General features: G+C 40.2%; 25 protein-coding genes and 1 pseudogene. 8 read left to right on the top strand and 18 right to left on the bottom strand.

Features of this window, described 5'->3' with window-relative positions:
- Positions 1-49: 49 nt before the first annotated feature.
- Together MHO82_RS18305 and purT are read left to right on the top strand one after the other, a co-directional pair.
- Positions 50-466, top strand: coding sequence for a globin domain-containing protein (locus tag MHO82_RS18305; protein WP_239186152.1), 417 nt, complete (start codon positions 50-52; stop codon positions 464-466).
- Positions 467-590: 124 nt separating this feature from the next.
- Positions 591-1766: a formate-dependent phosphoribosylglycinamide formyltransferase gene (gene purT / locus MHO82_RS18300; RefSeq protein ID WP_239186150.1), complete on the top strand. Its 1176-nt coding sequence runs from the start codon at positions 591-593 to the stop codon at positions 1764-1766.
- A 69-nt stretch (positions 1767-1835) separates the two neighbouring features.
- On the opposite strand, the gene MHO82_RS18295 is transcribed toward purT, so the two are convergent.
- The gene (locus tag MHO82_RS18295) at positions 1836-2480 is read right to left on the bottom strand and encodes a thiopurine S-methyltransferase (protein ID WP_239186148.1); all 645 of its coding nucleotides are present in this window, start codon (positions 2478-2480) and stop codon (positions 1836-1838) included.
- A gap of 72 nt (positions 2481-2552) precedes the next feature.
- Complete coding sequence (locus MHO82_RS18290) at positions 2553-2831, bottom strand: hypothetical protein (RefSeq protein WP_239186146.1); 279 nt, start codon at positions 2829-2831, stop codon at positions 2553-2555.
- A gap of 224 nt (positions 2832-3055) precedes the next feature.
- Here MHO82_RS18290 and MHO82_RS18285 point away from each other — a divergent pair, with 224 nt between their 5' ends.
- The 3 genes from MHO82_RS18285 to MHO82_RS18275 all read left to right on the top strand — a co-directional run bounded on the left by MHO82_RS18285 (position 3056) and on the right by MHO82_RS18275 (position 5751).
- Positions 3056-3850, top strand: a complete 795-nt coding sequence (locus MHO82_RS18285) for a transporter substrate-binding domain-containing protein (protein ID WP_239186144.1) — start codon at positions 3056-3058, stop codon at positions 3848-3850.
- A 20-nt stretch (positions 3851-3870) separates the two neighbouring features.
- Positions 3871-4629 carry a transporter substrate-binding domain-containing protein gene (locus tag MHO82_RS18280; protein ID WP_239186142.1) on the top strand — a complete coding sequence of 253 codons (759 nt, stop codon included), beginning with the start codon at positions 3871-3873 and terminating at the stop codon, positions 4627-4629.
- 210 nt (positions 4630-4839) lie between these two features.
- Positions 4840-5751, top strand: a complete 912-nt coding sequence (locus tag MHO82_RS18275) for a DMT family transporter (protein ID WP_239186140.1) — start codon at positions 4840-4842, stop codon at positions 5749-5751.
- A gap of 15 nt (positions 5752-5766) precedes the next feature.
- Here MHO82_RS18275 and MHO82_RS18270 read toward each other — a convergent pair whose 3' ends face one another.
- Positions 5767-7023, bottom strand: coding sequence for a Y-family DNA polymerase (locus tag MHO82_RS18270; protein WP_239186138.1), 1257 nt, complete (start codon positions 7021-7023; stop codon positions 5767-5769).
- 9 nt (positions 7024-7032) lie between these two features.
- Positions 7033-7434 carry a translesion error-prone DNA polymerase V autoproteolytic subunit gene (umuD, locus tag MHO82_RS18265; RefSeq protein ID WP_239186136.1) on the bottom strand — a complete coding sequence of 134 codons (402 nt, stop codon included), beginning with the start codon at positions 7432-7434 and terminating at the stop codon, positions 7033-7035.
- 168 nt (positions 7435-7602) lie between these two features.
- Between umuD and MHO82_RS18260 the strand changes: the two genes are divergently transcribed.
- Complete coding sequence (locus MHO82_RS18260) at positions 7603-8418, top strand: transporter substrate-binding domain-containing protein (RefSeq protein WP_239186134.1); 816 nt, start codon at positions 7603-7605, stop codon at positions 8416-8418.
- A 94-nt stretch (positions 8419-8512) separates the two neighbouring features.
- Here the strand turns inward: MHO82_RS18260 and MHO82_RS18255 are convergent, their stop codons facing one another.
- Complete coding sequence (locus tag MHO82_RS18255; RefSeq protein ID WP_239186132.1) at positions 8513-9946, bottom strand: endonuclease/exonuclease/phosphatase family protein; 1434 nt, start codon at positions 9944-9946, stop codon at positions 8513-8515.
- Positions 9947-10281: 335 nt separating this feature from the next.
- Positions 10282-10695: a nuclear transport factor 2 family protein gene (locus MHO82_RS18250; RefSeq protein WP_239186130.1), complete on the bottom strand. Its 414-nt coding sequence runs from the start codon at positions 10693-10695 to the stop codon at positions 10282-10284.
- A gap of 171 nt (positions 10696-10866) precedes the next feature.
- On the opposite strand from MHO82_RS18250, the gene MHO82_RS18245 reads away from it, so the two are divergent.
- Positions 10867-11196: a helix-turn-helix domain-containing protein gene (locus tag MHO82_RS18245; protein ID WP_239186128.1), complete on the top strand. Its 330-nt coding sequence runs from the start codon at positions 10867-10869 to the stop codon at positions 11194-11196.
- Between the two features lie 177 nt (positions 11197-11373).
- Here MHO82_RS18245 and MHO82_RS18240 read toward each other — a convergent pair whose 3' ends face one another.
- The 10 genes from MHO82_RS18240 to MHO82_RS18195 all read right to left on the bottom strand — a co-directional run bounded on the left by MHO82_RS18240 (position 11374) and on the right by MHO82_RS18195 (position 22305).
- Positions 11374-12051: a hypothetical protein gene (locus tag MHO82_RS18240; RefSeq protein ID WP_239186127.1), complete on the bottom strand. Its 678-nt coding sequence runs from the start codon at positions 12049-12051 to the stop codon at positions 11374-11376.
- A gap of 148 nt (positions 12052-12199) precedes the next feature.
- Positions 12200-12373, bottom strand: coding sequence for a hypothetical protein (locus tag MHO82_RS18235; RefSeq protein ID WP_239186126.1), 174 nt, complete (start codon positions 12371-12373; stop codon positions 12200-12202).
- Between the two features lie 77 nt (positions 12374-12450).
- Positions 12451-13218, bottom strand: a complete 768-nt coding sequence (locus MHO82_RS18230; RefSeq protein WP_239186124.1) for a hypothetical protein — start codon at positions 13216-13218, stop codon at positions 12451-12453.
- A gap of 77 nt (positions 13219-13295) precedes the next feature.
- Positions 13296-14048, bottom strand: coding sequence for a hypothetical protein (locus MHO82_RS18225; protein WP_239186122.1), 753 nt, complete (start codon positions 14046-14048; stop codon positions 13296-13298).
- 60 nt (positions 14049-14108) lie between these two features.
- A complete protein-coding gene (locus tag MHO82_RS18220) occupies positions 14109-14858 on the bottom strand; it encodes a hypothetical protein (RefSeq protein WP_239186120.1) in 750 nt (249 codons plus the stop codon).
- A gap of 56 nt (positions 14859-14914) precedes the next feature.
- Positions 14915-15658, bottom strand: a complete 744-nt coding sequence (locus MHO82_RS18215; RefSeq protein WP_239186118.1) for a hypothetical protein — start codon at positions 15656-15658, stop codon at positions 14915-14917.
- 75 nt (positions 15659-15733) lie between these two features.
- Positions 15734-16465, bottom strand: coding sequence for a hypothetical protein (locus MHO82_RS18210; RefSeq protein ID WP_239186116.1), 732 nt, complete (start codon positions 16463-16465; stop codon positions 15734-15736).
- Between the two features lie 12 nt (positions 16466-16477).
- Positions 16478-20683 (bottom strand): toxin VasX, encoded by a 4206-nt coding sequence (locus MHO82_RS18205; protein ID WP_239186114.1) that lies wholly within the window; start codon positions 20681-20683, stop codon positions 16478-16480.
- A 483-nt stretch (positions 20684-21166) separates the two neighbouring features.
- On the bottom strand, positions 21167-21901 hold the full coding sequence (locus MHO82_RS18200) for a rhomboid family intramembrane serine protease (RefSeq protein ID WP_239186112.1): 735 nt from the start codon (positions 21899-21901) through the stop codon (positions 21167-21169).
- Positions 21898-22305, bottom strand: coding sequence for a hypothetical protein (locus MHO82_RS18195; RefSeq protein ID WP_239186110.1), 408 nt, complete (start codon positions 22303-22305; stop codon positions 21898-21900). The genes MHO82_RS18200 and MHO82_RS18195 overlap by 4 nt, the downstream gene beginning before the upstream one ends.
- 149 nt (positions 22306-22454) lie before the next feature.
- Between MHO82_RS18195 and MHO82_RS18190 the strand changes: the two are divergent.
- A pseudogene (locus tag MHO82_RS18190) lies at positions 22455-22808 on the top strand (IS4 family transposase); the annotation flags it as partial.
- A 33-nt stretch (positions 22809-22841) separates the two neighbouring features.
- Here the strand turns inward: MHO82_RS18190 and MHO82_RS18185 are convergent.
- Both MHO82_RS18185 and MHO82_RS18180 read right to left on the bottom strand, forming a co-directional pair.
- Positions 22842-23072 (bottom strand): hypothetical protein, encoded by a 231-nt coding sequence (locus MHO82_RS18185; RefSeq protein ID WP_239186108.1) that lies wholly within the window; start codon positions 23070-23072, stop codon positions 22842-22844.
- A 141-nt stretch (positions 23073-23213) separates the two neighbouring features.
- Positions 23214-23699, bottom strand: a complete 486-nt coding sequence (locus MHO82_RS18180) for a GNAT family N-acetyltransferase (protein WP_239186214.1) — start codon at positions 23697-23699, stop codon at positions 23214-23216.
- Positions 23700-24173: the final 474 nt, after the last annotated feature.

The raw sequence follows: 24173 nt of genomic DNA, 5'->3' as shown, positions 1-24173 counted from the left end.
GTAAATTTTCCTATTCCTCCTACCTGATTATTTGTTTGGGGCGTTAATCATGGAACGACTTTCGCAGAGCCAAATCCACGAAATTTTTAATGACAGCTACCAACGCTGTCAGAGCAGTGGCCATTTCTTAGACGTATTCTATGAACTGCTATGGCATGAAAACACCACCTTTAGAAAGCTCTTTGAGGGTGTAGACATGAAACGGCAAAAGAAAATGCTGCACGCTTCCTTTCTGTGCATCATGATGGCCACCTTTTCTAATGAAGCTCAAAGTCATATCGAGCAGTTAGGTGATCGTCATGGCAAAAATGGTTTAGGGCTCACCGCCAAAGACATGGACATCTGGTTTGAATGTTTACTCGCTTCTGTATCGCAATGTGATCCCAAATACACTCCGCAAGTTGAATATGCTTGGCGACAATGTTTCACCTTTGGGCTTTCTTTAATGAAAGAACGTTGTGGTTAGCCATCATTAAGGGGCATAACACACCTATTCCACTTTTATTTTATGGATTAACACGCAAACGTTTGCCTTTACCTAAAAAAGCAGTATGATGCCGCCAATTTCTTTCGATATAGGAAGCCATTCCATGTTTGGTTCTGCAACCCGTACTGATTCAACCCGTGTTTTGTTATTAGGCTCTGGTGAACTTGGTAAAGAAGTCGCCATTGAATGTCAGCGTCTTGGTTTAGAAGTGATTGCTGTAGATCGTTATGCTGATGCACCTGCCATGCAAGTTGCTCACCGCAGTCATGTTATTGATATGCTCGATGGTGATGCATTAACTACCGTGATTGCACTGGAAAAACCCCACTACGTAGTGCCAGAAATTGAAGCCATTGCGACAGATAAGCTGGTTGAACTTGAACAGCAAGGTTTAAATGTGGTGCCTACCGCCAACGCCACCAAGTTAACAATGAACCGCGAAGGTATCCGTCGCTTAGCGGCCGAAGAACTCAACATTGCAACCTCACCTTTTAAGTTTGCTGACACTTTCGAAGACTTTACGGCGGCAGTTGAATTTGTTGGTACACCATGTGTTGTAAAACCTATCATGAGTTCTTCAGGTAAAGGTCAAAGCGTGATCAAATCTGAAGCTGACGTTAAAAAAGCATGGGATTACGCTCAAGATGGTGGCCGAACCGGCGCAGGCCGAGTCATTGTTGAAGGGTTTGTGGACTTCGATTATGAAATTTCCTTACTCACTGTCAGCGCTGTAGATGGCGTACATTTTTGTGCCCCTATTGGTCACCGACAAGAAGATGGTGACTACCGCGAGTCTTGGCAGCCACAAGCCATGTCAGAAGCCGCTTTACAAGAAGCACAACACGTTGCTCAAAAAGTCGTAACTGCACTCGGTGGCTACGGTTTATTTGGTGTTGAGCTTTTCATAAAAGGGGATAAAGTCTACTTCAATGAAGTCTCTCCTCGCCCACATGACACTGGCCTTGTGACCTTAGTCTCTCAAGACATGTCTGAGTTCGCTCTGCACGTTCGAGCCTTCACAGGTTTACCAGTAAGCAGCATCGTGCAGTATGGGCCATCCGCTTCTGCGGTAGTACTTGGTGAAGGTGTTTCTGAAAACATTCGCTTTGATGGTTTAGGGGCAGCACTTGTACAGCCTCAGACCCAAGTTCGCTTATTCGCTAAGCCAGACATTAATGGCCGCCGCCGTTTAGGTGTGGCACTTACCCGCCGCGACAATATAGAAACCGCCATTGAAGCTGCCATTGATAGCGCCTCAAAGATCAAGGTGATCTATTAAATTAAGCCAAGTCAGCGAGGCTAAAAACAAGGCTGCCAGCGTGATGCTGGCAGTCTTTATTTCTTTAGGTTATGGTTTTTCAATCAACCACACTTCTTCTGCGAAACGGCTCAACCCTTTTTTAATACGAGGGTGAGATTCATCGGCGTCATCACGATATAAGTGTGTCACCTCACACTCAGAAAAGAGTTCGTGTACATCCACAGCAGGCACAGAAAATGGAGGCCCTGCTAATTCTTGCTGGTCATAATCTAATGTCACCAGCAGCATGCGTCCACCTGATTTCAAATTACTCAGCACTTTCTCCACGTACTCTTTGCGCATTGATTCTGGTAACGCCACCAAGGCCGCACGATCGTACACCAATTCAACAGGTTCAAGAGGCGCAGAGAAGAAATCACCGGAATAAATGGTCAACTCATCAAATTCGTACATCACATGGTGATTATTTAACTGAGTCACCAACGGCGTGTACAGCTGCTCTGCAAAAAACGCCTTTACTGCGATGTCACTCAGCTCCACACCAATCACGGAATCATGTCTTTGTGCTAACCAATCCAAATCTAGCGATTTACCACACAGTGGGACCAATACTTTGTCTTCACGTTTGGGTTGCACATGATGCCAATAATTAATTAATGCAGCATTCGTTTCATCCAAATGAAAGCCAATTGCGTTTGCTGCCCATTTGCTATGCCAAAATTCAGCTTCCATTTTTTTCCTTCTACTTGCTGCTGTATTTAAGTGTTAATTAAATCATTAAAGACTGAATACAATCAACAGCAGTTACATTAACCGAATGGCGCGTTCTAGCTGCACAGGATCAACCTGCCTATCTTGCGCAATCACTTCAAACATTTTTTTCAATGCCGGATTTTGACTGTTTACTTCCTCATCCTGGAGGTATTTTTGCAAAAATCCATCTCGTAGTACCTTGTATGCCTTACGCTCATTCTGCTGTTGCTCGTATTTTGAAGACGTTTTTTTCCCGATAAAAAACACAAACAAACCCACAAGAATAGGAGCAATAACAGCTGCAAAAACAAGCCAGCCAATGTGAATCATAATAAACCTTTTAATACTTAATGCTTAAATCAAGAAGGCACTAATTTTAATGATTTTTCTGCCACTCGTGAAGCCTAAAACCACGGGTGTTTTTACTCTTACACAAATAAAACCGACAGTGACTAAAAAGCGACCATACTTTAAGTAACCATCTATATTGGGGCCAAATTTGTTATCAAGAATAAATGCATGTTGTTCTGCAATAATGAGCCAGGGAGAGCACAATGAATACACGGTGGTACATTCTTGCGTTAGCTCTATTACTTACTAGCTTCATCGCTCAATCGAATGAAAAAGTGGTCTCTGTGGCAACGCTAGGAGATTACCCTCCTTTCTGTTTTATTAATCATGAGAACAACGCCCCTATAATGACAACTCTTCCCCCTGGCTCAGATGTGAGCTTTTTTACAGGGTATAGCTGGGATGTATTACGGGAAAGCTTCCATATTATGGGGTATACCATCCAGCTAACTGTAACTCCTTGGCCAAGAGCCGTTAAATACGTAGAAATCGGAAAAGTGGATATTCTATTTCCAGCTGGGAAAAACTCAGAAAGGTTAAAAGTCTTTGATTATTCGAAGGAATCTATTAATGAAGCTAAATTTCTGGTTTATGTTACCAAAGATAACCCAATCCAGTGGACTGGGCTAGAATCTTTTAACAACCTTGTCGTTGGCATAAAAAGAGGCTTTAACTATGGCGACAAATGGGAAGCGGCTCACCAAATAAAACGACATGAAGTAAGCAACATAATGAATGGTTTTTTAATGCTTGATAATAAACGTATTAGCGGATTTTTAGGCTACGAGTTTAATTGGGACTATTTATTAAAACAGCATGGTTGGAATAAAAAATACCGTAAACTTCCCTCTTTTGACTCTTCTCGGGAGTATTTGGTTTCCCTCAAAACAAACCCACTAGGCCCCAAACTGTTAAGTGATTTTGATAAAGGCAAACAAATATTAATAAAAAGTGGTCGACTTAAAGAGATACAACAGCAATGGTTTGGCTCAGAATGACCTCCTACATAGCGAATAAAATGAAGGCATTAACTGTTTTCGTGTTATTTGGCGCTTTTTCCGCACCTTTACTAGCCCATACCAAGTGCATAACAATCAGCATGAATGGTGCAAAAGGCTGGATCCCTGTTTCTTATTATGAGAACAACAGGCTTACGGGGGTTGTCCCCACTATTATTACCAATATATTCAATGAGATAGGAGTTGAAGTAAAACAACAACCCATTATCCCATGGAAACGGCTCTTAAACGACTTAGAGATAGGGAAACTGGATGTTCTTACTGGCGCTTACTATAACGATGAAAGAGCCAAAAAATATCAGTACAGTAATGCCATTACCGTTGATGAGATTCGTATTTTTGTAAAAAAGGGGAAAGAATTTCCGTTTTATGATTTATCTGACTTAAAAGGGCTGATAGGTGTTCGGCCAATGGGAGGCAGCTATGGCCAAGGTTTTGATGACTATGCTAAGAAAAACCTTCATATTAACGAGAATAACAATACATTAGCCATGTTAAAGCTGCTATTGCAAGGCAAAGTAGACTATGCAGTTTGGGGCTACTACGACGGCCTTGGCAATATAGCTCAGCATCATTATCAAGATCAGATTACCGCTTTACCTACCCCTGTCTCTTCCAATAATGTTTATGCTCTGTTTTCTAAACAGTCTCCTTGTTTATCTCAGGTTGATCGTTTCAATCAGATACTAGAAAGAATGCATATCGATGGAGATATTGACGAGATCATTGAAGAACACCTTATTCATCACTTCCCATAACCTCTCACTACTCACCCATAGCCACTTATTATTCCCCATATCATCCACTAGGGAGAAAATTTTTCTAAGTTCTTATTGATAAAATTAAAATTTAGAAAAGTTATTCTCCTTTGAAGCACGTATATTCCTCATCACAAAATCAAAACAACAATAATTCTCACTTTTTATATCTAATGTGAATTTCACGAGATGTATAAATGGAAAATAATCATGAATAAGAAGTACTTACCAAGTTTATTATTTTTTTCAGTTTGTTTAATTTGGGGAACAACCTGGATGGCGATGGAAATTGCAGTCCATACTATTCCACCTATTTTAGCCACTGGAATGCGTTTTTTAATCGCAGCGCCGATTTTAGTGCTATTAGCAAAAGTCTTTAAGCAGCCATTGCTCTTCCCTTCTGGTAAGAAAAAGTGGATGCTGATCACGGCGGTATTCTATTTTGCGATCCCATTTACCTTAATGATTTTTGGCGAGCAGTACATCTCATCTGGTCTCGCTTCTATCATTTTTGCCAATATGCCAATCGCCGTCATGATCACGTCCAGTGCCTTTTTAGGCTTACGTTTAGCACGCCACCAGCTGGTTGGTTTGTTCATCGCTGTAAGCAGCTTGTGTATTATTCTCTTTAGTGAAATGAGCATTGGCGGGGAAGATTACATTGTGGGCTCTATGGCATTAGCTGGTGCTGTAATAATGCACGCTATGATGTACGTTATGGTGCAAAGACACTGTAAAGATATTCAAGTGATCACCTACAACGCACTACCAAGCTTAATTGCTGCTGTCTTACTATTTATCGTGTCATTCAATTTTGAAGAAATAAATCTAGCTGCGGTCACGTTTGAATCCCTGTCCGCCGTTATTTATCTTGGTATCTTTGCTAGCGTTGGCGGCATTGTTGCCTACTTCAAATTAGGGCAAATTTCGACGCCATTCACCGCTTCTATCTGTTTCTTAATTTTTCCATTAGTCGCACTCAGTTTATCAGCGGTTGTGTCCGGAGCCTCTATTTCACAAGAATCTATTTTTATGCTGCTGCCACTACTGAGCGGTATATTCCTAACTAAGGTTCCTGTTGAACACATTCGTATCCCACTACTTCGTAAGGAATCGGCGTAATAGGCAGTATCCTCCTTAACATTTCACTGTTGGAATATCTGACCATTTTGTCGTGTATTGAGGCGTGAGCATTTCACGCTTCATCCCCCATTTCGGAGCAATGCCTTGAGCCCCTAAAAACATGGTATCGGTTCCGTATTTTTTATTAATGTCGTCAAATACGCCCATTAAAGCCACGTTGTTTTGGGTTGGATTTAATAAATCTAACTGCTCATGGGTGCCATCACTCAAATCTAATAAGCCGACTCCCAACTTATAATACTTCACTCCCGGCTTATAAAGCTGTTTAGCCAGTTTAGTTACCACCGCCGTAATCTGAGTGGTATCCGCAGTACCATAAAAAAACCGATGAGTAGCTTTAAAACTCTCTGTTTTTTCATCAAAGGGAGAGTTTGAAGCAAAACACACCAAAATTTTGGAAAGAGAGCCTTGCTGACGTGCTTTTCGTGCCACAATACCCGCATGCTTACTGAGAGCCTGCTGCAATGATGGTAGATCCGTGATCCTATTTCCCATGCTGCGAGTCGAATAAATTTGCTTTTTATCGGCACGAGCACTTTCCCAGTTTGTACAAGGCTGGCCGTTTAATTCTCGGACTGTTCGCTCCACATCAACATTAAACTCTCTACGAACCAAACCAAGTGGAAAACGTGCTAGTTGAATGGCCGTTGTGATCCCTATTTGATGAAGTTTTTTGGTTGTCTGTTTGCCAATCCCCCATACCTCCCCCACTCCCATTTGCGCTAATACACGTAAACGTTCAGGCTCATTATCTAAAACACAAACACCTTGATAGCCTTGAATGTTTTTAGCTGCATAGTTCGCTACTTTTGCCAGCGTTAAGGTAGCCCCCATTCCGACGCAAACCGGTAAGCGACACTCTTTCCACACCGCTCGTCGCAACACAGCACCATGCGCACGCAAATCTGGAATGGCTTTGCTGCACCGTTCAAACGATAAAAAAGACTCATCGATACTGTATATGTGCTGCTCAGGGGCAAAACGACCGATAACATCCATCATTTTTGCAGACAGATCCGCATACAATTCGTAGTTCGAAGATAAGGGGATCACACCATGCAGCTGGCATAGGTCTTTCACTTTAAAATAAGGGCTAAATTTAGGGATTCCAGCTTCTTTAGCTTGGCGATTTGCAGCCACAATACAACCATCGTTGTTAGATAATACAACAATGGGCTTACCTCGCCATTCAGGTCGGAAGACTTGCTCAGCACTGCAATAAAATGAGTTAGCGTCCACTAATGCGTACATCGACCTGCCTCATACCAACAAAGGGCTTTTTCGGTGACAGCGAACAGAGCGAACAACCACACCCTCAATGCTAAACGTGTCAAAGTCATTAATTGGAACAGGTTGAATAGATTCATTAGCCGATAGCAATAGCCGCCGCTGAGTATCTAGTAACTTGCAAACAAACTCTCCATTAAGGTTCGCGACAATAACATCTTGGTTAAAGGGAGCCAGAGAACGATCTATGATCAAAATATCGCCATCGTAAATACCGACGCCTTGCATCGAGTCACCACACGCACGGGCAATAAAGGTGGCGCTGGGATGATCAATCAGTAACTCGTCCAAATCAAATGCTAATTGTGAATATTCTGCCGCTGGACTTTCAAAACCAGAAATGCCTGCACTGGCTGATATTGGGCTTACTTTCATATGACTTACCACTGTGATTATATACAGTATTATTTTGAGGCATTTTTATAGGAAATCAAGACACCTGATGGTTAAATGCTGAATAATGCAGCATGAGTAAAATTGACAGCCTGAAACAACGAACTCATACTTTTGAGATGGTATTTAATACCACCGCAGGGGAATAAGATGTTTGATGTATATAGCTATTCTATAAGAACTAACTTTCTTATTACCCTCTTTATCTCACTCTGTAGCTTTCTTCCTGTCAGCCATGCTTTTGATAAAAACACCCCTCTTATTGCCGCCACTCTTGAATACCCACCTTACGAATACTCTGAAAATGGAAAAGCAAAAGGCATCGCTGTGGAAATCATCAGAGAAGTCGCTCGAAGAACAGGCGTAAAACACGTTCAGTTTAACTTCTACCCTTGGAAAAGAGCCGTTTACTCAGCCAAAGTTGGCGATAGCCATTTACTGTTTAATGCAGGTAAAAACGAGGAACGCCAACTATGGGGACGATATTCAGACAGTGTGTTAATTTTACAAAAATACGTTCTTTTCAAAAGAGCGACTTCTACCATTGAAGTGGACAATACGTTTGATAACGTTTCAGATGTCGCTATTGCGATCAGAATGGGCTATTTGTACGGCACAGGTCCTTTCCGGCAAGCGGTCGATAGCGAAAAATTTGCTTCTGTTACCCTATCTAAATCAACACAACAGAGTGTCAATATGCTGCTTGGCGATCGCATTGATCTATTTATAGGCGATTATTTGCCCGTGATGCACTACATAAAAAAGCACCATCTAGAAAATCAAATTGATGTCATCAAGAGAAAAGAAGCCCCCACACAAAATTTAATTGTACTGACTTGGCCTACTTATTTATTGTTTTCAAAGAAAAATGTAGATGTACACTTTGTAAGTGAAGTGAAAGAAACATTAGATCAAATGAAAGATGATGGCTTTGTGGATGAAGTATTCCAGCGTTATATGTACTAATCAAATTCAACACAATAAAAAAGCCCAGTAACAGTCTACTGGGCTTTTTACATCACTTATCAATCATTAGACATAGCGCCTATAAACAAGGTTGTTATAGTTCTGCTTTAATCCACACTAAACGATGATCAGAAGAAATGTCTTTACCATTACCATACTTACCCACACGCTTATCATTCATTAATAAACGGCCTTCTTCAAAAGTCGCAGGCCAGTAAACACCAGAGTCTGTAATCGTTAAGTTTGCTGATGGAATCACGTGATCAAGACGCAACCCACTCGTACTAGTCACTTGGCTTGGGTATGGTGTATCCCAGTTTGACGCACGACACTCATACATTGCTAAACACTCAGGCCCTCCAAGGCTTGCAGGTGCCATTGGGCCAAAAGTCGCGAGATGGTTTACCTTCGTATGATCCATTAATGCCTTAATTGCCGTTAAATCACCATCGCCTTTTAATGGATCGGCATTAAGATCGCCCATCACAACAAACTTATCCGTCGCCGCGAGACCACCCGTTTTACCAGCATCATCATACATGTAGCTATCGCCTTCAATGTAATCAACCCAGAAGTTAATTTCATCGGCATTTTGAACTTTGTTCTTACCTGTATCAAAAATTGGTGGGGTTGGGTGAGACATCAGTAAATGCACTTTTTCTACACTGCCGTCAGCTTGAGGAACTAAAATAGGTGCATCCACATGGTTTTTAGAAGATAAACGCACTTCCGCCCACTCTTCTGCCGTATACCACTCATCACCGCATTTCATGCCTGCTGGGATTTTACTTGGATCACTGCAATCCGTAATCGTTGGAATGCTTGCTCCTGGCATGTCTTTCCATTTAAATTTCTGGAATGTACGTGTATTTTTAGTATCAATTTCGTACATAGACAACAGAGCAAAAGCGTACTGGCCGTGATAATTACCAAAGCCCCATGCGTCTCCAGGCAGCTTACCAGCCGTACCGTCATTATCTAAATCAAACTGACTCACTAAACCAGTATTGGTGGCGTAGTTCGCAAAGTACTGAAATGCAATTGGTTCAAGTACAATGCCATCTTGATCAAAGCTGTTTGAGTTTTGTGGAACCGCTAAATAATTTAAGCGAAAACCAATAATCGCATCGTTATTAGTGCCTGTACCATCATTATTAAACTCAGCCATCATCAGCACTGCTGGACGCTCCGTTTGAATGATGGCCGCAACATTACGGATTTGAATGATTTTCAGAGCCGTTTCTGTGTCTGCGTCAGACAAAGTGCCATTTTTCCAGCCTGAAACCAAAGCATCTTGCTCTGATTTATTCAGCTTCATTTCTGCTACTAGGTCTTCATACGTATAGCGATCAAATGACAAATTAAAAGCAGCAATACGGCCATCTCGCACTACAGGCGTCGGCTTAGGCACATCAGGAACCGTAGATGTATCACCCGATTGGTAGTTATTCACGGTGGTTTCTTCATTACAGCCCATTAATAGAGTGGTGCTGATAGCCAATGCGATGGTTGTTTTTAAAATATTCATTGATAGCGCTCATTCAAAGTACGGTAGTTAAGAACGACGCGGATGGTAAGGGATGATGTATTTTATAAATGAGATCTTGTTCTAACTTTTATGCATGTAAAACGTTTGCTTACCACTTTTTTGTGATTTTTTTGCGTACAAATCATATCAACCATCACAACAATACTCACTCTTATTCATAATATTTCTGATTATATAAACGTAATCCCTTTACCGTTTAAAATTAAAATGGTTCTAGAAAAATGAAGACTCTTCAAATAAATGATTATAAGAATAGTCCTCATACATCGACCCCACAGGAAAAGGGTTAATTGCAGTACGTTTATGGATAACCTTTAGAAACCATTCGGATTATCAATGATATAAAGCCAACCACCATCCGTGTACTTCATCACTTCCAGTGCCATTCCTGTTTGTACATTAGTGATTTCCCAATCAGAGCGGATAAGTGCGGTGTCACCATTAATGTGAATAGATACACCGTGTGTGATCATTTCCACGTCACCTTGCATATAACCTTTTAAAGTCTGCTTAATGGCCTCTCTACCTATCGCGAGGTTGCCTTCAGCATCTAAAACAAATACAGCATCTTCGTGGAACAGTGTCCCTAGTCCTGTAATATCTTTATTTGAAAAGTACTCTGCAAATAACTGATGCAACTCACTAGGTGTTTGCGGTTTTTTATAATCTACTGATGCATAAGAAAAAAAAGATAGAGTGCTTAAAGCAACAAGCCATAGTGTTTTCATGAATTTCCTTAATTTGGGATGTCCGGTGAAGATAGAGCGATAATATTGCAGTCAGTTACTAAAAGAAATTAGGCACCCCAAAGTAACTAGTTACCTTGGGGTAACCAGTAAGAATGTGCCAATTTGATACAAATTCGATATCATGAAAAATAAAAAATAAATGGAGTGACCATGAGTGAACAAGGTCGACAACCCGAAGGCTATTGTAGTGTTGACAGATACTTAACGTTGATCTCTACAAAATGGACTGCCCATATTATTTGGTTAGTTAGTCAGCATCATGAAATGCGGTTTGGGCAAATACAGAAACAACTGGCTTTAGTCTCTAGTAAAGTACTCAGTGAACGATTAAAACGGCTAAAGGAAGAAGGTTTTGTCTGGCGAAGACAAGAGGAAACGGTTCCGGTAACGGTGTACTACGGGTTGACACCAAAAGGAGAAGAACTTGCAGAAATTGTCGATATTATCGTAAGAAAATCTGACGATTGGGATAAGCTTTAGTTTAACCTTACACAGAATTATTTACAGGGTCCTGAAAAATACAACGCTGAATCAAACACTTGCTAATACGCAAATGCAGCTTAAATCCACCGCTTAATATGGTGGACCCAAAAACCTAGAAGACTGAATAGAACACATTACATTGATGTATTGATTATGTGTATTAACCAAATATTTTTATTGTTCGTTGCCTTTTATTTCAACCACTTCGCCAAATTGCTCATCAACAGTTTGAAACTCTATAGACAATGCATTATCTACTATTTCATCAAAGCATTTTTCAACAGCCATCTTTTCAATGGATTTACCACAATGATCAAATAGTTTCTTAGCTAAATCATCATGTGATATTGGCATATCAACTCTGCTTTCTTCGTATTTTTCATATGCATCCCAAAGAATTGGAACATCAAACTTTGCCACTTCAGAACCACTCTCTGAGTATATAAAAAATGGAGGGTATTCCACGTGCACCCAAAACGTTATATGAGAAGATTTAAAATCTTTACTAATTAAATTGAATATGGCCTTTTTTGCATTACTGTAAAACTCTTGTTCAACAGTACTCCAAAAACCATCATCTGTTAGATCAATGTTTTCAATTCTTTTAATTTTTTCTTCTTGAGCCCAGTCAACTTCTTCTATAAATCCATTTTTTACTTGTAACTTTATTAATTTCTCGGTGTTTAATGCAAGCTCTTCTTGTGAGTCAAAAACAGTAACCGCTCTATCCTCATTACCTTCACTTTGCCCAATAGTCCCTTTCGTAATTATTTGGGTGGTATGATAGATTATCTCAACCTTCCAAAATTCACGTGTTAATTCATTCTTGAACAGCCTAGTAATACACCACATATCGTCAATACCTCACTTACAACACTAAACACCACATATACCAAACTCGAATCAGACAGAAAACCTGTCATAAATACATGATTAATTATATATTTAAATTAAAATCAATTGAAGGTATTCACCCATTTAGAAGCTTCAACGGCAACAATCATCTGCCACCACCTAAAATCGCAATCATTGAAGTTATGAGGATTTTTGTTCTGTCTTTTAGAGTGCACTCCCACTCATATACAACCTCAGCATCAAGTACTTTCTGAACTAATGCTGCTTTATACGCATCGTTACACTCTGGAATTCTTTTCTTTTTCAGTTTTTTATTCATTTATAAACTCAGTAAACCTGCAAAAGAAACAACCCACCGAAGTGGGCTGTATTTGGAAACTATCAATATTAATGAATTTACTGCGTGACGGCTTCTTCTTCCTCATCTTTTTCAAGCGTCGCTGTTATATACCGCGTAATCACATCATGAATTTCAGGATATTGCTTTTGAGTACAATAAAAGCTAATCCAGTGAAAATAATATAGAGCTGTTAAGTTTTCATTTCCATTTATTCTATATTCCGGAATTACATAACCATATAAAACAACTCCATTTTCTAAACAAGACTCTTCTAATAAATTATCGTCTGAGTTGTATTCATAAGTTGCATTACTATCAAAAGGCTTTACTATTACTTCTGTATTCTTATGAAAATGTCGCATCTGAAAAGCCATCAACGCACTGGCACCTGCCCCAACAAATGCCATTGGGCCCACAAATATCACCGCTATTACACAAGCCACAATACCCACATAAGCAAAGCCTCGCGTTACTTTATAAAATCCTTCAGGAACTTGTTCTGTTTCGTAACGACGAATGCCATAAGGGGTGATCTGACAGAGGTAATCCCTTTTAGCGTAAGCAATAAAATTAATAAACGAACCCAGTAGAATACCTAAAATAACCAGCATAATACTAATTTCAGGTGTCGTTCTCGTCAAAAAGGCGCAACCAAAGAAACCAATTAAAATAGGAACAATGATAAATAACCTGAACTTTAATTTTAACTGTATTATGTTTTTCCATTCATAAACAACTTCAGCATCAAGAACTTTATTCGTTAACGCTTCTTTATACGCATCGTTACACTCTGGAAATCTTTTCTTTTTTAATTTTTTATTCATTTATAAACTCAACAAACCTACAAAAGAAACAACCCACCGAAGTGGGCTGTATTTGGGAACTATCAGCATTAATAAAATTACTGTGTGGCGGCTTCTTCTTCCTCATCTTTTTCAAGAGTCGCCGTTATATACCGCGTAATCACATCATGAATTTCAGGATGCTGTTCAGGTGTACAATTAATTCCAATCCAATGAAACTCATAAAGATCGTCAAGGCTATCATCTTCATGGCAGTTATAACTAGGAATATCATACTCATAAGTAATCAAACCATGGCTATGATCTCCACCAAAACTAGAATAATCGTAATCCTCCCCCAAGACAAAAGGCTTAATTTTCAATTCAGTATGTTTATGAAAACCCCTCATTTTAAAGGCCATCAATGCACTGGCACCTGCCCCAACAAATGCCATTGGGCCCACAAAAATCACCGCAATCACGCACACGACAATTCCCGCATAAGCAGAGCCACGCATGAATTTATAACATGCCTCAGGTACTTGCTCTGTTTCGTAACTACGGATGCCATAAGGGGTGATCTGACAGAGGTAATCCCTTTTAGCGTAAGCAATAAAATTAATAAACAACCCCAGTAGAATACCTAAAATAACCAACATAATGCTAATTTCAGGTGTCATTCTCGTCAAAAAGGCGCAGCCAAAGAAACCAATTAAAATCGGTATGATAATAAATAACCTAAACTTCAATTTTAATTGTAATGTGTTTCTCCACTCATAAACGACTTCAGCATCAAGAACTTTGTTCGTTAACGCTTCTTTATACGCATCGTTACACTCTGGAATTCTTTTCTTTTTCAGTTTTTTATTCATTTATACATTTAAAGATATTATAAAAAAACAACCCACCGAAGTGGGTTGATAAAATTAGTACTATTCACTAGCAAGCTGCTGTTTAAAAATTTTAGGTCGCGTTGTAATATACTGAGAAAGTACATCATTAATCTTAGAAAATTGTTCTTCTTTACAGTAGACCATAATCCAATGAAAACTTTTTAAATTTGTCAAATTAGAGTCTGTTTCACTAAAGTATGAAGGTATCGTGTGTTCAAATAATACAATACCATTACCAAATGAGCTTTCATCGCTATAAAAATGATACTCCACATCTGGTATGAAAGGCGTTATACGTGTTTCTATACTCTTATGAAAACTCCTCATTTGAAAAGCCATTAATGCGCTAGCTCCTGCTCCCACAAAGGCCATCGGCCCAACAAAGATAACCGCTATTACACAAGCCACAATACCCACATAAGCGACACCACGGGTTGCTTTATAGAATACCTCAGGTACTTGCTCTGTTTCGTAATTACGAATGCCATAAGGGGTAATCTGACAGAGGTAATCCCTTTTAGCGTAAGCAATAAAATTAATAAACGAACCCAGTAGAATACCTAAAATAACCAGCATAATACTAATTTCAGGCATTGTTCTCGTCAAAAAGGCACAGCCAAAGAAACCAATTAAAATCGGAACAATGATAAATAACCTGAACTTTAATTTTAACTGTATTATGTTTTTCCATTCATAAACAACTTCAGCATCAAGAACTTTTTTTGTTAGTTCTTCTTTATATGCACCACTACATTCTGGAATTATTTTCTTTTTCAGTTTTTTGTTCATTTATAAACTCAGCAGCCTGAAAAAAACAACCCACCAAAGTGGGTTGATATAGTAAGTTACTGCTCACTAGCAAGCGTTTTTTTAAAAATTTTAGGTCGTGTTGTAATATATTGGGAAATTACATCATTAATTTCCGAAATGTGTTCTTCTTTACAATAAACACCAATCCAATGAAAACTTTTTAAATTTGTTAAATTAGAGTCTGTTTCACTAGAATATGAAGGTATTGTATGATCTAATAATACAATATCATTATCAAATGAACTTTCATCGCTGTAAAAATGATATTCCGCATCAGTTGCAAAAGGTACTATATACGTCTCTGTGTTCTTATGAAAATGCCGCATCTTAAAGGCCATCAATGCACTGCCTCCTGCACCCACAAAGGCCATCGGCCCAATAAAGATAACGGCAACCACACAAATTACAATACCCACATAAGCCAAACCACGGGTTGCTTTATAAAACACTTCTGGCACCCGTTCTGTTTCGTAACGACGAATACCATAAGGCGTGATTTGACACAAATAGTCTCTGTTGGCGCAGCCAATAAAATAAATGAAGGCACACATAATCATTACAAACACCGCAATACCAACACTCGACCAAAAATCGTCTGTTAAAACCGCAAAAACAATCCCTAGGAGGGCCCCTGGAATACATCCTAACCAACGGTATTTTTGAACTAGAACATGCTCCCATTCATACACTACATCCGCATCGAGTACTTTTTTAATTAATGCTTCTTTATACGCATCGTTACACTCTGGGATTCTTTTCTTTTTCAGCTTTTTATTCATCTATACATTCAACGATATTACAAAAAACAACCCACCGAAGTGGGCTGCATTTGAAAACTATCAACATTAATAAAATTACTGTGTGACGGCTTCTTCTTCCTCATCTTTTTCAAGGGTCGCCGTTATATACCGCGTAATCACATCATGAATTTCAGGGTGTTGTTCTGAAGTGCAATAAATATCAATCCAATGGAAGCTTCTTAAAGCATCTAAATTATTGTCTCCGTCCTTTACATAATCAGGCACAACGTAACCATATAAATTAATCCCACTCTGAAGTGAGGATTCTTCAGGACAATATCTATAGTCTACATCAGTAACAAAAGGGGTAATTTCAATTTCAGTACGTTTATGAAAATTTCTCATTTGAAAGGCCATTAATGCACTACCTCCAGCCCCAACAAATGCCATCGGCCCCACAAAGATAACGGCAATCACACACACCACAATGCCCACATAAGCAACAACTCGCGTTGCTTTATAAAATATTTCTGGCACCCGCTCTGTTTCGTAACTGCGAATACCGTAAGGTGTGATTTGGCACAAATAATCTCTACTGGCACAGCAAAGAAAATACATAAATGCATTCATAATTATTACAAATACTGTAACACCAACAATAGCCCAAAAGTCCTTTGTTAAAAACGCAAAAACAACCCCTAAAAATATCCCTGGAATGCATGACAACCAACGGTGCTTATCAATAAGAACATGATCCCATTCATACACTACGTCCGCATCCAGTACTTTTTTAATTAATGCATTTTTATACGCATCGTTACACTCTGGAATTCGTTTTTTCTTCATTTTTCTGCTCTCTTAAAGTGGACACGTTAATATGACTTCATCGTTACTGCTCACGATTTTTGGTGAGCTAGCATCAAGATCATGCATCGGAGATAGTTCTTCCATGGTATCACCTACTTGGAGTTTAAAATTGTAATAGAGTACCGTCGATTTTTGCTCACCTTCATAAGGTGTATCTGCCTTAATCCCAAGAGTCACCACAATATTGTCCCCCGATTTTAGCCATTCAGGGAAAGTAAACACGTATTCACGCACTCCCTCTTTGGTCAGTTCCCATTTTCCTTGTTGTGCCATGATTTCCTTTGACACGGGCATCACCAAGGTAGAGCTCGGAGTCGCATACGATTCCGGTTTGCTTTCTCGGTGAAGTTGAATGGCTAACGCAACAGGTTGGCCCTCCCGTAATTGTGGGAAGCGCAACCTTACCTGCTGTTTATATTCCGTTAATGCTGGTATTGCTTGTGCGTGCTGCGGCGTGCCCAGTAAACGTTGATCGACTTTAGTAGTGGATATTTGTGGTTTCATCATGATTTTCAAGAGATTCTCATATTCTTCTAGTGCACTCCACCCTTTGTTTTCTTTCCCCCAAATGCTTTTTCTTAACCATTGCTCTAACGGGGTTTTAGCAAAATAATTAAGCAAAACAGTAGTCACTAAATAAACAATCCCTAACCAGAATAAGCCCGATGCCATCCAAGGCTGAAAAATGACACGAAGAGAACCAATACCCAACTTATTAAGACAAGATGCTAATGACATCCATCCCCATATTAATGCTTGTCCCCCTAAAGCAATGGTTTTAGCAAATAACAACCCTTTCTCTAAAGCAAAATCGGCGTCTTCGAAGTCCTTCCAAGTTTGCCACCCCTCTAACCCCGCAGCAATAAAGCCCGTTGCACCTGTTAACAGAGAGCGACTCACGTAAGATTTAGCAATTATCTTCTTATCTAACGAAATATTGTTATTTGTCAGAACCCTTGATAGAGAACGTCTCATCAAATCTGAATCATTCTTAACTAAATCAAACGTCATCCCTCGAAAAACATCACCAGTGGCATTAATAGACCAAGATACCGCAGACACATACACTCTGTGCGCTGCCGCCTTATCTTCACCCGGCACGGTATTTAATGCCTTAATAAACGTCCCTTGAGCGTCTGCCACGTTCATTAGATTGAGTACCGCGACAATGGTACCAAACCCACCTAAGCTGTTGTAGGCATCGCCTATTTTATTGATGAGCTGCAAGTTTTGATTGTTAAAACTTTCTATCGCATCGGGGACTTCTTTGACTAAATTCGCCACCTTAGCTTCTTGTTTAACAATATCATCCTTTATTCCCTGAGATTCTGGCGTATGCTTGGGTGTATTGTCCTGCTTATAAGTCAGGCCGCTTAGCTTGATGATTTCCTTCTTCAGTTTGACTCTGAACTGTCTTCCTTTCCCTTCATAATCTGGATTCATGTGGATACTGACTTCTTTTACCTGAGCCATGGCCCATAACCCCAGCTCACGGTTAAAACCAAGCTGTTTCCCCCCACCTCGATGCCGCCTTCCTATTACTGCCAACATCACTTTTTTATACGTGGACTCAATCCCAAGCTTAAGCGCCTCTTGCGTGCTTTCCACCAATTCATCTATGGGTATTAATAGTTTCAGTGTCGCTTTATAGAACAGAGAATCAGATTTAACGCCATACCCCAACACACCACCAAATTCAGCCCAACGGCCACCCAATGCGGCCCAATCACCATGGGTGTTGATTAAGCCATTTTCTTTGGCAATTTCATAACCTTTAAAGAAAAGCTCCGTTGAGAAAAAACAATGGGCTGTCGCCATTAAGTTATCCGGCGTTTCTTGCTCGATGGCTTCGAATAATTTGACATGAGCGCTTTCATCGTTGGCATTGGTATCCAGCACTAATAAGGTTTCCCCTACCAACTCGAATAAATACGCCATGTGGGAGCCTTCGCCAATATCCAAGCCTCGCTCTAATGGCTCTGGGCCAAGTACCTTCAAAGCATCAAGCAGATTATCAAACGCTTCTGGAATTTGTGCTTGAGCTTCGGCCTGCGTCGCTAGGTAGTCTTTATAGTAAGCATCCAACTGCTGCCATTCAACCTGATTATATGCCTTTAAATTGCGCTTATAATGATCAAGGTGTTTCTTGGTCGGCCTAAACCCGACAGCTGCCAGCTGGCTTTTAGCGTGTGGGTATGCATTAAGGATATTGACTACAGCAGGATCAACCTCTCGCCCCATTCTAGCGTAATATGGTAGTTTCGACATTTTCTCTTGATGACAGTGGTAATACAGATAAGTATCTAAATTTTGTTCAAATTCTATCCACTGTTCAGGGGAAAGGTCGGGCATTTCCTCTTCACTGACGGGGGTTCTCACCATAGAGCGAATGGTTTCGGCAATGGTGACTTTGCGCTGATTTTCATCATCAAGCACTGTTGAGAGTGTGAGTGCAAGTAAACGCAGGTAGAGATCGTTCAAATCTGCAAACGGATCATCCAGAGCTAACACAATATGATCGCACGATTCCGGCACCTGATAGCGGTACGCGCCTTCTGTTTGGGTTTCTTTTACCTTGATGTAGGCATTGTCTTCCTTATCGCCCGCCAACGGTGAGCACGTGAGGCCAAAGTGCTCAACGTCAGTCTTATTAACATCGGCCACACACTGTTCAATGGTGGAAATGTCTGAACGATGCTGCGCTTCAGGCTGGCTTAAATCCAACTCTCGCATCCACGATTGGCAGTGCTCTTCGCTTGCTAAGAAGTGATCGCACACTCGCTGAGTCCAACGTTTCACGGCGTAAGCAAAGTAATGCTTCTTCTTCGAGTCATACAACAGGTGAGATTTCGGGCTTTCTGGCTCGGCGTTTGCGCGCTCTTCCGCTGTTTTCCCGACAAAGCGCTGATATTCAATGCCGTTGATTTGGTATTCATCCAGCTGCCACTCATCGCTCTCTTCGTCTGCTTGGTAGATGACATACAGCCAGCCGTCTCGAATTTGACGTAAGGTGTAGTCCACGGGCAAAGATTGGAAAAAGCCGCCAGAGAACGTCTCTTTATCCTCGATGGGGTGACGAGGCTCGTTATTTTCATCCAGTACGTCCAATGCATAGCGCACTGGGGAGATGGCCAGGTACTGACCACCTTCTTGGCTGGTCACCGTCACGAAAGGGGTTTTGTCTTTCACGGTTTTTTTGACGATAACGCCCACGTTATTATCCAGCATTTTTTGCGTCGTTGGGTAATACACATCGTCGGCGTGGTTATAAGTTTTTAACGGCTCTAGATAGATCACGTTATCGGGGTAAATGTAGTCTTCGGTGCCTTTCCAGCTTGGGTTCAGTTTCACTGCCTCGGTGAGTTTCACGCCATTGTCGTACGCAATTTCGGATAAAGTGTCCTTATCAACGACAACGTGCTTAAAACGCGCGGTTTCTGAGCCCGTTAAAGGGATGATTTTGGACATGTCCAACAACACCCCATTTTGCTCTAAAAACGCTGAATCCACTGCGGAAAGTTGCCCTGGGGTCAGTTTTTCGCTGGTATGCAGTAAATACTGATCCGTAACAACGGTGCCATTACGCTTCCACAACGCCAAAATATGATGAAGCTCTTGCGACTCGACGTCATCGCTTAGCTCGCCATCTCGGGAATGGGTTAACTGAAATTGCCACTTCTCGGGGTTTGTTAGTTTGTATTCATGCACCAGCTTCCCATCAAGAAAGTGGTAGTAGTAGCCTTTGGTGGGCAAACCAAGCTGCTCGCCCACTTGCACCGCAGGACGCACAGGCACAAACGCTTCATTCACTATTTTGCTGCCTGTTGGATGCACTTGAACCTCATCCAGCGTCATGGAAGCATAACTAAGCTGACGTGACTGACTAATGAGCGATTTGGGCTCATCTTCCATCACTTTTAAGGTTAAGAAGGTGTGACCGTCTATTTCTTCCACATGCCATTGTTCCAATGCATCTTCAGCATCGGTTTTCGCCAATGAAAACGCCGTTAATGATCCTGTGTATTGCTTGTAGTGGCTAAGAGCACACGCAATTTCAATGCGGTACTCCAGTTTCGGTTCAACAGGCAGCGTCTCTTGTACAGGTTCAGAGGCGGAAGAAGTGGTTGGCGTTTTTTCTTCATGTCGGGCGTAGCCCGCTTGAATAACGCGCTTAGGTATTGGAATGTTTAACGGCATGTTATGGAAATAGTCTATTGAAAAATAAAGGCTAATTTACCATATTATCAAATAACAAATTGTTCAAAAGGCCCTGTCTAAATGCCTGAAGTACTAGGTGTTTTGTCTAGAAAGGAGGAGCTATAGAATTTTGAAACAAGTGTCCATTTAAATCTCGCCAAGCACAAAGACAAGACACTAAACATTCAAAAATACTTGCTCAAAATAGCCCTAGCAAAATTCGGTATAAAATGCATTGGAGTGATGACTCTCAGTAAGCCATTGTTCAATGGTAAGTCTTTACTTCCGCTTTTGTTTGGGCGTTTTTATACTTTTCAACAGTAGCTTTAAATGCTGAACTGACCTTTTTTGTATTTTCATTGATTCTCAATATCCACTAATTACCGATAAGCTCCATAACTTCTTTATCTGATTTCATCTGTTTAACTACCTAATTTAAAATGCTTCTTACTCTAGCCAACTAACGCCGACAACACCGGAAAATTAAAGTGGAGGTGAAGACGGTTCTTTAATTTTTCCGGTGCTTGCCCTTGCTAAGCGCGGTGGATTTAAGCGGCAATACAAAATTGCGCCTAATGCTCCCAAAAAATGGCCAACGTGATCAATTTTCATATCTAACGCTTGATTAAAACCACCTTTGAACTCTGAATCTAGGGCAAGTACGATTGCCAAAAACAGGAATAGTGAAATCGCTAAAAGCCACTCCTTGGTGGTTAATTCCTCTTCATCTGTAAAATAAGCAGCAGCCAAGCCGAAAACGCCACCCGATATCCCGCTGACTAGAATACTTTCCGAATAGAATAGTATAGATGGTATAGATGCCAAGCCGCTCACAAGAAGTACTGCCAAATACCTCTTGGCTCCAACCCTACGTTCATAGGCGGATGCTAGACCTAAGCCTATTACATTTGCAGCGAGATGAATCAGGTTACCATGGATAAATAGGTGCGATACTGACTGTAAGGGCCACTTTAAAAACTGATCAATGTCATTACTCAGTGCGAACGTTCCATACAGGCTCTCATCTACGGAAATGAAGTCAAAGTTTGTTGTCAGAAGAAATATAAAAAGAATTACAACCCCTGAACATATAGAAGCCCAAACAAACTTAAAGTTTTCACTATAGGTAATTGGAGCAGCCTTCAAACTACTCGGAGCAGGCTTTATGAAAATCAATAAGCCGACATAAGTCACAACTGCGATAAGAAATATAATCATTGAACTAAAGGTATATTGCTCTCAATATGTTCTTGAACATCTGGCAACAATGTTGCGACCTTTTCCACTCCCTTTAATTGTGCTTTTACTTTAATCTTTCGGTTGTTTTTGAATGTGAATTTCATAGGCCTTTGTAATAGCCCTTTTCCTATTTTCACGCTTTCAATGTCACTAAACTCAAAAAAATCATGCTCTTTAAATTTACCTAACAAGCTCAATTTGTGGAAAGATATACCTTTTTCAGTAACAGCTACAAAGTATGTTCTCATGCTTAGAATAAAAAGAGGGCCAATTAGTAAGAATAGCCAAATATTTGGTAGACTTACTGCCTGAAAAAAACCTATTAGCGAGTCCCCGTCATTCAGATTATCTTCAATGTGTTTTTTAGCCTGTTCTTTGTTCATCATTACTCCTGATTATGTTATCTCTGGTAAACGCTTAACGCCTGCAACTTACGAATCCCCACAAAATGCCTTTATTGTTCAATAAGTAGACATGCACCTTACCTTCTGATCCAATGGATTCACCACAAACACAAAAGAGTAAAGGCAAAATGCGTGATATTCATATTCTACACAGTTCGCTGGAAAGTCAGTGTCCTAACATTCACAAAAAGAGACTCAAATCACTTATGGACTCTGTGCAATCATTGCTTAACAATGATGCACTTACATTTACTTTATTAAGACGCTCTCTTCTTTCAAAGGCTAAGGCGAAACACTGTATCAAACGTGTTGACCGTTTATTAGGTAACCATCATTTACATCATGATAGGCTCGACATTTATCGTTGGCACTGCCATCAACTCTGCTCGGTTAATCCACAGCCTATTATACTCGTCGATTGTGCTGATATTCGCGAATACGAACGACTTATGGTGTTAAGGGATTCGATTGCCGTAGAAGGATGTTAGGAGTTCCTGTTAAACGATTTGTTATGTTTAGTTACTTAATTGCATTTCAGTGGCTTTAACTTTGACATCACCAGAGCCATCTCCTAACTCAACTACAAACTCTAGATAACCGTCTTGTTGATTAAAGCTGACCACACTACCAAATCGATTAGTAAACTCACCAGCGACTATTTTTACAGCGTCATTAATAACAAAAGGGAGCGTATTACTCCGATTTTCATTGTAAAACTGATCTTCAATAGCGTTTTTATAACTCATTATTTCGCCTAAAAACTCTTGTAAAAATAACGCCTTGCTAAGGTGCGGCTAACATCACGAAACCCAAGCAAAGCCACCGTAATCACTAAACTCAACCATACCAAAAATGCCAAAGGTTAGCCGTCACTCTTAAGCAATCTGTTAGCCGCACATAGCCCAACGGAAGTACGGCCTTTGACCATCCATTCGTTCAACATCTGCACCCAGCCTTTTGTAGAACTCGTGAGCTTTCTTATTGTGGGGGCTCGCAGTCCACGAAATGTGAGAGGCGGAACATGATTTAGCTTGCGACTTTAATGCATGCATTATTTCACGACCATAACCTTTTGACCTCTGTCTACCCACAACTAAAAGGTCATCAAGCCATATTGATGGTTCGCCACTGAAAGAAGAATACCTATAGTGGAAAAGCGCAAAACCTAAAACTTCGCCGTTTTCCTCTATCAATAAGGCATGTGCAAACGGATAATCACCAAACAGAGTTCGTTCGATTTTCTCTACAGTTGTTGAAATTTCGCCGCTAAAACCTTTCATACTACGGTCGAATTCAGCTTTTTTTTCAATAAGCCCCAACAAGATACTTGAGTCTGTCTTCGTCGCATTCCTTACGTTCACTTCCTTCTCCATAGCTAAAATTATTGGGTGACGGATAACATTAACTATATGACTGAGATCCGTATATATATTCCATTTCGGGATATACACGACGTTGCGCCACATATACCAAACCCGAATCATATAGAAAATCAGTCATTAATGTATGATTAAGTGTCTATGCAAATCAAATTTAGTTGAATGGTATTCATCAATTAAGAATGCTTTCCTCATGCAAGCAACCTTTCCCGTTCATCATTCTCGTGAAGTAATTCAAATTTCAAGGCTCTCACTTTCTGTCTATTTAAAGTAAAAAGTTGAACAGCTCATTTAGCAAAAAATCACCACAACTAAAAGTTTTACTTTATAAACAAATAGATAAATAAAAAACAAGAACCCTATTTAGCCGGACAAAATCCCAAATGAGATTGGAACTGACACAAAATATTTACTTGCACAGTACTTTAAAAACCACTACTGTATAAGCATACAGCACTGGTTATAAAG

Origin of the sequence: Vibrio sp. Of7-15 (genome assembly GCF_022347565.1) — a bacterium.
In the GTDB taxonomy this organism is placed as follows: domain Bacteria; phylum Pseudomonadota; class Gammaproteobacteria; order Enterobacterales; family Vibrionaceae; genus NORP241.
The sequence above is the reverse complement of the archived record's forward strand: the minus strand, read 5'-3'. Positions and strand labels throughout refer to the sequence as shown.

What these genes read in the sequence shown, in the direction of transcription:
- MHO82_RS18220 (WP_239186120.1), bottom strand. Translation starts at nt 14,858, where the DNA reads ATGAACAAAAAACTGAAAAAGAAAATAATTCCAGAATGTAGTGGTGCA.
- MHO82_RS18295 (WP_239186148.1), bottom strand. Translation starts at nt 2,480, where the DNA reads ATGGAAGCTGAATTTTGGCATAGCAAATGGGCAGCAAACGCAATTGGC.
- MHO82_RS18270 (WP_239186138.1), bottom strand. Translation starts at nt 7,023, where the DNA reads ATGTACGCATTAGTGGACGCTAACTCATTTTATTGCAGTGCTGAGCAA.
- MHO82_RS18225 (WP_239186122.1), bottom strand. Translation starts at nt 14,048, where the DNA reads ATGAATAAAAAACTGAAAAAGAAAAGAATTCCAGAGTGTAACGATGCG.
- MHO82_RS18280 (WP_239186142.1), top strand. Translation starts at nt 3,871, where the DNA reads ATGAAGGCATTAACTGTTTTCGTGTTATTTGGCGCTTTTTCCGCACCT.
- umuD (WP_239186136.1), bottom strand. Translation starts at nt 7,434, where the DNA reads ATGAAAGTAAGCCCAATATCAGCCAGTGCAGGCATTTCTGGTTTTGAA.
- MHO82_RS18250 (WP_239186130.1), bottom strand. Translation starts at nt 10,695, where the DNA reads ATGAAAACACTATGGCTTGTTGCTTTAAGCACTCTATCTTTTTTTTCT.
- MHO82_RS18240 (WP_239186127.1), bottom strand. Translation starts at nt 12,051, where the DNA reads ATGTGGTGTATTACTAGGCTGTTCAAGAATGAATTAACACGTGAATTT.
- purT (WP_239186150.1), top strand. Translation starts at nt 591, where the DNA reads ATGTTTGGTTCTGCAACCCGTACTGATTCAACCCGTGTTTTGTTATTA.
- MHO82_RS18205 (WP_239186114.1), bottom strand. Translation starts at nt 20,683, where the DNA reads ATGCCGTTAAACATTCCAATACCTAAGCGCGTTATTCAAGCGGGCTAC.
- MHO82_RS18180 (WP_239186214.1), bottom strand. Translation starts at nt 23,699, where the DNA reads ATGGAGAAGGAAGTGAACGTAAGGAATGCGACGAAGACAGACTCAAGT.
- MHO82_RS18185 (WP_239186108.1), bottom strand. Translation starts at nt 23,072, where the DNA reads ATGAGTTATAAAAACGCTATTGAAGATCAGTTTTACAATGAAAATCGG.
- MHO82_RS18245 (WP_239186128.1), top strand. Translation starts at nt 10,867, where the DNA reads ATGAGTGAACAAGGTCGACAACCCGAAGGCTATTGTAGTGTTGACAGA.
- MHO82_RS18275 (WP_239186140.1), top strand. Translation starts at nt 4,840, where the DNA reads ATGAATAAGAAGTACTTACCAAGTTTATTATTTTTTTCAGTTTGTTTA.
- MHO82_RS18305 (WP_239186152.1), top strand. Translation starts at nt 50, where the DNA reads ATGGAACGACTTTCGCAGAGCCAAATCCACGAAATTTTTAATGACAGC.
- MHO82_RS18200 (WP_239186112.1), bottom strand. Translation starts at nt 21,901, where the DNA reads ATGATTATATTTCTTATCGCAGTTGTGACTTATGTCGGCTTATTGATT.
- MHO82_RS18215 (WP_239186118.1), bottom strand. Translation starts at nt 15,658, where the DNA reads ATGAATAAAAAGCTGAAAAAGAAAAGAATCCCAGAGTGTAACGATGCG.
- MHO82_RS18255 (WP_239186132.1), bottom strand. Translation starts at nt 9,946, where the DNA reads ATGAATATTTTAAAAACAACCATCGCATTGGCTATCAGCACCACTCTA.
- MHO82_RS18290 (WP_239186146.1), bottom strand. Translation starts at nt 2,831, where the DNA reads ATGATTCACATTGGCTGGCTTGTTTTTGCAGCTGTTATTGCTCCTATT.
- MHO82_RS18230 (WP_239186124.1), bottom strand. Translation starts at nt 13,218, where the DNA reads ATGAATAAAAAATTAAAAAAGAAAAGATTTCCAGAGTGTAACGATGCG.
- MHO82_RS18210 (WP_239186116.1), bottom strand. Translation starts at nt 16,465, where the DNA reads ATGAAGAAAAAACGAATTCCAGAGTGTAACGATGCGTATAAAAATGCA.
- MHO82_RS18260 (WP_239186134.1), top strand. Translation starts at nt 7,603, where the DNA reads ATGTTTGATGTATATAGCTATTCTATAAGAACTAACTTTCTTATTACC.
- MHO82_RS18235 (WP_239186126.1), bottom strand. Translation starts at nt 12,373, where the DNA reads ATGAATAAAAAACTGAAAAAGAAAAGAATTCCAGAGTGTAACGATGCG.
- MHO82_RS18285 (WP_239186144.1), top strand. Translation starts at nt 3,056, where the DNA reads ATGAATACACGGTGGTACATTCTTGCGTTAGCTCTATTACTTACTAGC.
- MHO82_RS18195 (WP_239186110.1), bottom strand. Translation starts at nt 22,305, where the DNA reads ATGAACAAAGAACAGGCTAAAAAACACATTGAAGATAATCTGAATGAC.